General features: G+C 72.2%; 4 protein-coding genes. All 4 read left to right on the top strand.

The genetic code is table 11. From position 1 onward, the window contains the following. Nucleotides 1–228: 228 nt before the first annotated feature. The 4 genes from PV682_RS43715 (at nt 229) to PV682_RS43730 (ending at nt 7,071) form a co-directional block, all read left to right on the top strand. Nucleotides 229–2,034, top strand: a complete 1,806-nt coding sequence (locus PV682_RS43715) for an ABC-F family ATP-binding cassette domain-containing protein (RefSeq protein ID WP_319738488.1) — start codon at nt 229–231, stop codon at nt 2,032–2,034. A 164-nt stretch (nt 2,035–2,198) separates the two neighbouring features. After that, nucleotides 2,199–3,959, top strand: coding sequence for an outer membrane protein assembly factor BamB family protein (locus tag PV682_RS43720; protein ID WP_319738491.1), 1,761 nt, complete (start codon nt 2,199–2,201; stop codon nt 3,957–3,959). Between the two features lie 760 nt (nt 3,960–4,719). Further along, complete coding sequence (locus PV682_RS43725) at nt 4,720–6,150, top strand: outer membrane protein assembly factor BamB family protein (protein ID WP_319738495.1); 1,431 nt, start codon at nt 4,720–4,722, stop codon at nt 6,148–6,150. A 237-nt stretch (nt 6,151–6,387) separates the two neighbouring features. Further along, on the top strand, nt 6,388–7,071 hold the full coding sequence (locus PV682_RS43730; RefSeq protein ID WP_109364193.1) for a helix-turn-helix transcriptional regulator: 684 nt from the start codon (nt 6,388–6,390) through the stop codon (nt 7,069–7,071). Nucleotides 7,072–7,290 lie beyond the last annotated feature (219 nt).

Raw genomic sequence — 7,290 nt, forward strand, 5'->3', positions numbered from 1 at the left:
TCCTGACGCAGGCGTACCGGGCCAGGGTCGTACCGGTGGGGGAACAGCCGCGCACGGCGTGGGACGCCGTCATCGGGCGGCGGTACGAACTCGGCGCGCTGTTCGCGAACCACGAGGTCCTGATGACCGGGCGGATGACGCTGACCCCCGCGTGAAGGCGGCCCCGAGGGGGTGAACGGGCCGTGCGCACTACCCTGGGAAGCTGTAAACCCCCTGGGCAGGAGAAACATGGCCGTCAACCTCGTCAATGTCGAGAACGTCAGCAAGGTGTACGGGACGCGTGCGCTTCTGGACGGGATCTCGCTGGGGGTGTCCGAGGGGGACCGGATCGGGGTCGTGGGGCGGAACGGGGACGGGAAGACCACGCTGATCCGCATGCTGGCCAAGGTGGAGGAGGCCGACACCGGGCGGGTGACCCACTCGGGGGGGCTGCGGCTGGGGGTGCTGACCCAGCACGACTCGCTCGACCCCGCCGCCACCGTCCGGCACGAGGTCATCCGGGACATGGCCGACCACGAGTGGGCGGGGAACGCGAAGGTCAGGGATGTGCTGACCGGCCTGTTCGGAGGGCTGGACCTGCCCGGGTTCCCGCAGGGGCTGGACACCGTCATCGGGCCCCTGTCCGGCGGGGAGCGGCGGCGGATCGCGCTGGCGAAGCTGCTCATCGAGGACCAGGACCTGATCGTGCTGGACGAGCCCACGAACCACCTCGACGTGGAGGGGATCTCGTGGCTGGCCCGGCACTTGCAGAGCCGCAGGTCCGCGCTCGTGTGCGTGACGCACGACCGGTGGTTCCTGGACCAGGTGTGCACGCGGATGTGGGACGTCCAGCGGGGCACGGTGCACGAGTACGAGGGCGGCTACTCGGACTACGTCTTCGCGCGCGCCGAGCGGGAGCGGATCGCCGCGACCGAGGAGGCGAAGCGGCAGAACCTGGTCCGCAAGGAGCTGGCGTGGCTGCGCCGGGGCGCCCCGGCGCGTACGTCGAAGCCGCGGTTCCGGATCGAGGCGGCGAACGCGCTGATCGAGGACGTGCCGCCGCCGCGCGACTCCAGCGAGCTGATGAAGTTCGCGTCGTCGCGGCTCGGGAGGACGGTGTTCGACCTGGAGGACGTGACCGTCCAGGCGGGCCCCAAGACGCTGATGAAGCACATCACGTGGCAGCTCGGACCCGGCGACCGGATCGGCCTCGTCGGGGTGAACGGCGCGGGCAAGACGTCGCTGCTGCGGGCGCTCGCGCAGGCGTGGGACACCGAGGGGGAGACCCAGCCGGCCGCCGGGCGGGTCGTCGTCGGCAAGACCGTCAAGCTCGCGTATCTCTCCCAGGACGTCACCGAACTCCCGCCCACGCTGCGGGTGCTGGAGGCGGTCCAGCAGGTCCGTGAGCGCGTCGACCTCGGCAAGGGCCGCGAGATGACCGCGGGCCAGCTCTGCGAGACGTTCGGATTCAACAAGGAGAAGCAGTGGACGCCGGTCGGCGACCTCTCCGGCGGTGAGCGGCGCCGGCTCCAGCTCCTGCGGCTCCTCATGGACGAGCCCAACGTCCTCTTCCTCGACGAGCCCACCAACGACCTGGACATCGAGACGCTCACCCAGCTGGAGGACCTCCTCGACGGGTGGCCCGGCTCGATGGTCGTCATCTCCCACGACCGGTTCTTCGTCGAGCGCACGACCGACCGCGTGTTCGCGCTGCTGGGTGACGCGAGCCTGCGGATGCTGCCGCGCGGCATCGACGAGTACCTGGAGCGCCGGGCGCGGATGGAGGAGGCGGCGGCCGGCGCCGTCCCGGCGCCGCAGAAGCCGGCCACCGCCGAGAAGAGCGCCGCCGACCAGCGCGCCGCCAAGAAGGAACTCCAGAAGATCGAGCGGCAGTTGGACAAGGCCGGCGAGAAGGAGGCCAAGCTGCACGCCCAGATCGCCGAGCACGCCACCGACTTCGCGAAGGTCGCCGAACTCGACGCCGAATTGCGGGCGTTGGGCGCGGAGCGCGAGGAACTGGAGATGCGCTGGCTGGAACTCGCCGAGGACGCGTAGTGAAGGGTGCGTGAAGGCGAGTAACGGAGGCATCACGGCCCGGTCCGCCCTTGGGCACAGGGGCGGATTTGGGGCGTTCTGGTGTCGGGGGCCAGTGATAGAAAGAGGCTTCCGATACGTCCGGTGTATGGCCGGAAAGCAGTGAACCATGGGGGAACAGGTCGATGGCTCAGCCGCCGCCGAACGACGGGCACAGCAACGCGCCGGGGGGCGGCTTCGGCCCACCGCCGGGTGGTACTACACCTCAGGGTGGGGGGTACGGGGTACCAGGGCCGTACGGGGCCCCGCAGCAGCAGCCGGGCTACGGCGCTCCTGAGCAACCGCACCCGCCGGGCTACGGCGCTCCCCAGCAGCCCCCTCAGCCCCCCGTACCCCCGCAGGGCTACGGGTACCCCCAGCCCGGCCCCTACCAAGCCGGCCCGTACGCCTCCCAGCCCCCCTACGGCAACCCCCCACAGGGCTACGCCCCCTATCCGCCCCCGCAGCCCGCCTCCAACGCCTCCAAGCGCAGGCCCGCCCTCATCATCGGCGCCTCCGTGGCCGCGCTCCTGGTGATCGGCGGCACGGTGTACGCGGTGACCGGAAGCGGCGACGACAAGAAGCCCGTCGCCCAGGAGAGCACCGCCCCCACCCCCACGCCGTCCTCCTCCGACGCCCCCGTCAACCCCGGCGACGGCGAAGGCGACGGCAAGGCGGACACCACCGACTTCAACGCCTCCCGCAAGGCCGGCGAGGCGAAGGTGCTCTGGTACAAGGAGGCCCCCGACACCCCCGCCGACGGCGCGGACGCGCCCGGCATGTGGTTCACGGGGACGACCGCGGTGAAGGCGGCGTACAAGCAACTCGTCGCGTACCAGGCCGCCGACGGCAAGCCCGCCTGGCCGGCCGTCACCCTCCCGCAGAAGATCTGCGCGGCGACCCGGCAGCAGACCGCCGACGGCAAGATCGTCGTCGCGTACATGAGCGGGGTCAGCAGCCGGGCCGAGTGCAACCAGCTCCAGCAGATCGATCTGAGGACCGGCGCCAAGGGGTGGACCGTCAAGGTCCCCGACGGCAAGCTCTTCGACAGCGCGTCCAGCATCACCCTCTCGCTCGCCGGCAACACGGTGATGGTCGCGCGCTCCCAGTCCGGCGCGGCGTACGACGTACGGACCGGCAAGCCGCTGTACGAGAAGGAGAAGTACGGCGACGCCTGCTTCCCCTCGGCGTTCGCGGCGTCCGCGAGCCGCCTCATCTCCGTCGCCTCCTGCGACGCGCTCGGCACGAACGAGCACACGGAGATCCAGGAGCTGAACCCGGCGACCGGCGCGGTCAAGTGGACCCGGCCCCTCGACAAGGGCTGGGAGGTCGAACGGGCCTTCTCCGTCGACCCGTTGGTGATCTACAGCACCCACGACGACAAGAACCTGATGAACATCGCCGCGTTCAAGGCGGACGGCTCGGTGCGCTCCCAGGTCGGCTTCGACCTGAAGATCGGCACGGACTGCGGCTGGGACCTGTTCCACCGCGACCTGACGGGCTGCGGAGGCACGGCCGCCGACGCGAACACCCTCTACCTCCCCACCGACTCCGGCAGCGACCCCAACGAGATCGTCGCCGTCGACCTGGCCACGGGCAAGGAGAAGTGGCGGACCAAGTCCCCCGGCGAGGGCCCCATGCTCCCCGTCCGCACGGACGGCACGAACCTCGTCGCCTACGTGGAACCGTCGTACGACACCCCCGGCCGGGTCGTCACGATCCCCACCACGGGCACCACCCACACCCCCTCGACCCTCCTCCAGCTCCCGGCAAGCACAGCCAAGATCGAGAACGGCTTCACCTCACGGGACATGGCCTGGCTGGACGGCCGCTTCTACCTCTCCAGCACCCGCATCACCGGCAACGACGACACCCGCCAGAAACTGATGCTGGCGTACGGCAAGTGAGCGGCGCGCATGAACCGGCGGCCCGGCAGGGTCGAGTGGGCGCGTGTCCCGGACCGGTCGGCGGCCCGCACGGGTGGGGCAGCCGGTACGCCGGTCCCCGCACCTGTGCGGGCGCGGCCGAGCTGGTGGTACGCCACCGGGACCCGTACCCGCGCGAGCGTGGCCCACGCCGACTTCGGCGCCCCGGGCAAGCCTGTGGCGCCGGCCTTCCGAACCCACCGGCGACCGGTCACATGCCCCGGCCGACGGCGTACACCGATCGCTCACGCGCCCGGGCCGACGGCATGCGCCGGCCAGTGGCGCGGGCGAACGGACCGGCGTTTCGAGTCGCTCGGCGGTGCGAGTCGCGCCGCGCGGCTGAAGCCGTGGCGCGCGTGAACCCGGCCCGTCTCCCACGTCCCCTCCCCACCCGAGTCTTTCCCGAGGTACCCACACCATGACCCAGCCCCCGCAGGGCCCGGCCCCCGAGAACCCGCCGAACCAGCCGCCGGCCTTCGGCGCACCCCAGGGGCCGCCGCCGGCATATCCGCCGAGCGCTCCGGCGGGCGCTCCGGCGGGCGGGCCGCAGGCGCCCGCGTACGGTGCGCCCCAGAACCCCCCGCCGGCCCCGCCGCAGCCCCCCGCCGGGCCCCCGGCGGCGCCGGCCGGTTACGGCTATCCGCAGGCCTCGCCCCAGCCCGCGTACGGTTATCCCGCCCCGGCGGGGTACGGATACCCGGGGCAGCCGGCGCCGGCGTACTCCTCGCCTCCCACCGCTCCCATGCAGGTCGAGGCCGGTGGGGACAACGGGCTGAAGGCGCAGATCCTCATCGTCGCGTCCGCGCTCGTCGCCATCGCGTTGATCATCGGCGGCGGGGTCTGGTACTCGAACTCCAAGTCGCCGCAGACCGAGGCGAAGACGGACGGCAAGCCGAGCGCGAGCCCGGCGAACGGGACCGGTGCCGGTGGCTCGGAGAAGGCGCCCGCCGACCCGCAGGCGAAGATGCTGTTCCAGCTGCCCCTCCCGAAGGTCGCCAAGGGCGAGAGCGCGGACACGGACGGCTCCTGGGTCACCGACAAGGTGTACGCGAAGTCGGGGCTCTCCGCCGTCGACGGCTACGACCTCGACAAGGGGACGAAGCTGTGGACCGTCAAGCTCCCCGGCCCGGTCTGCGGCGCCGCGCACTGGCTGAGCGCGGACGGCACGAAGACGGCGATCCTGTTCAAGCCGGCCGAGCCGACGAAGGACAAGTACCAGCCGTGCAACCAGGTCGGCGCCCTCGACCTCGCCAACGGCAAGCTGCTGTGGACGAAGACCGCACAGGCCGGCGACTACGCGCTCAGCTTCGACGCCGTCACGGTCAGCGCGAACACGGTCGCCGCGAGCGGCACCAGCGGCGGCGCCGCGTTCGACATCGCCACCGGCAAGCCGCTGTGGCAGCCGAAGACCGCCGACACCTGCACGGACCGCGGCTACGGCGGCGGCCCCAAGCTGGTCGCGGTCCGCAAGTGCGGTGACTACGACAACCCGACCCTCAGCGTCCAGACCCTCGACCCGGTCTCCGGCAAGGTCCTCTCCGAGTACAAGCTGGCCCCCGGCATCGAGTACGCGAGCATCGTCTCCACCGACCCGCTGGTCGTCGGCGCGGACGTCGGCGACAGCGCGGGCGACGGCAGCTCCCTGTCGGACCTGTTCTCCATCGACAGCGCGACGGGCCAGTTGCGCGCGCGGATCTCCGTACCGGGTGCCGACTACGGCGCCGAGTGCGAGATCTCCGAGGCCGACGGCTGCGAGGGCGTGATCGCCGGGGGCGACCGGCTGTACATCCAGACCGAGGACAACTCGGGGGCCGGTACGAAGCAGATCGTCGCCTTCGACGTCGTCACGGGCAAGCAGACCGGTCAACGCGCGGACGGCGGCGAGGACTTCGACCTCTACCCGCTGCGCATGGACGGCAAGAACCTGATCGTCTACAAGAGCGGCCCGTACGACAAGGGCGGCCAGGTCCTCAGCATCGACGGGACGACGTTCAAGCAGACGGTGCTGCTGAAGAACCCGGACGACAAGGAGAGCGTGGACGCCGAGTCGGACATGTCGCCGGGGTTCTCGGAGATCCTGTACGCCAAGGGGCGGCTGTTCCTGTCGCAGACGTACGTGAGCGGAAGCGACAAGGACGAGCAGCTCGCGATCGCGTACGGAACCGGTTCCTGACCGTTTCCGTTCCCGGCCCCGCACCCGTCGTCTTACGGGTGCGGGGCCGTTCCCGTACCCTTCCCCCCTCGCGGACGTGAGGATTTTCGCCGATCCGGGGCACTTCTCACGTGTAGGGGGAGCGCGACGTCGAACAAGCGTGTAGCTTCCGGGGTCATGCAAGGCGGGGGCCCCGGGGGGAGCCTCGCGTGAAACTGTCCGGGGTGGGCATCCATGGGGGGACTGGGGGGTTGCTCGATGGGAGTGCGGCTGATGGTGGTCGATGACCACCGCCTGCTCGCCGAGGCACTGGCCTCGGCGCTGAAACTGCGGGGCCACCGGGTCCTCGCCGCGGCGGCGCCCGCCGCGGGCGCGGCGGAGCTGGTGATCACGCGGGCGCCTGAGGTGTGCCTGCTGGGTACGGCGGCGCCCGCGGAGCCGGGTACGTTCGACCCGGTCGTCCGCATCAAACGTGAGCGGCCTCAGGTCGCCGTTCTCGTCCTCGGGCCCGTTCCGAGCCCGCGTGGTATCGCCGCGGCGTTCGCGGCCGGGGCGTCCGGGTACGTCCGGCACGATGAGCGGATCGAGGGGGTCGAGCGGGCGATCATGAAGGCGCGGGCGGGGGAGGCGGCGGTGGCGCCGCAGCTGCTTCAGAACGCGTTCAGCGAGCTCCTCAATCCCGCCGCCCAGCCGGACGATGAGGGGCAGCGGTTGCTGCATCTGCTCACGCCGCGCGAGGTGGAGGTGCTGGTGCGGGTCGCCGACGGGGAGGATACGCGGCTCATCGCGGCGGGGATGGGGATCGCGCCGTCGACGGCTCGTACTCACGTCCAGCGGGTGTTGATGAAGCTGGGGGTGGGGTCGAGGTTGGAGGCGGCGGCGTTGGCGGCTCGGACGGGGTTGTTGGATCGGGCGGGGGCGCAGGGGGTGCAAGGGGGGTAGGGGGCTGGTGGTGTGGGGTGCGGCGGGAGGCGCCTAGGTGGTGGGTGGGGTCGGGGGGGGGGGGGGGGGGGGGGGGGGGGGGGGGGGGGGGGGGGGGGGGGGGGGGGGGGGGGGGGGGGGGGGGGGGGGGGGGCGGGGCGGGGGGGGGGGGGGGGGGGGGGGGGGGGGGGGGGCGGGGGCGCGGGGGGGGGGGGGGGGGGCGGGGGGGGCGGCGGGGGG

The sequence above is a fragment of the Streptomyces niveiscabiei genome (genome assembly GCF_033794345.1).
In the GTDB taxonomy this organism is placed as follows: Bacteria; Actinomycetota; Actinomycetes; order Streptomycetales; family Streptomycetaceae; genus Streptomyces; species Streptomyces niveiscabiei.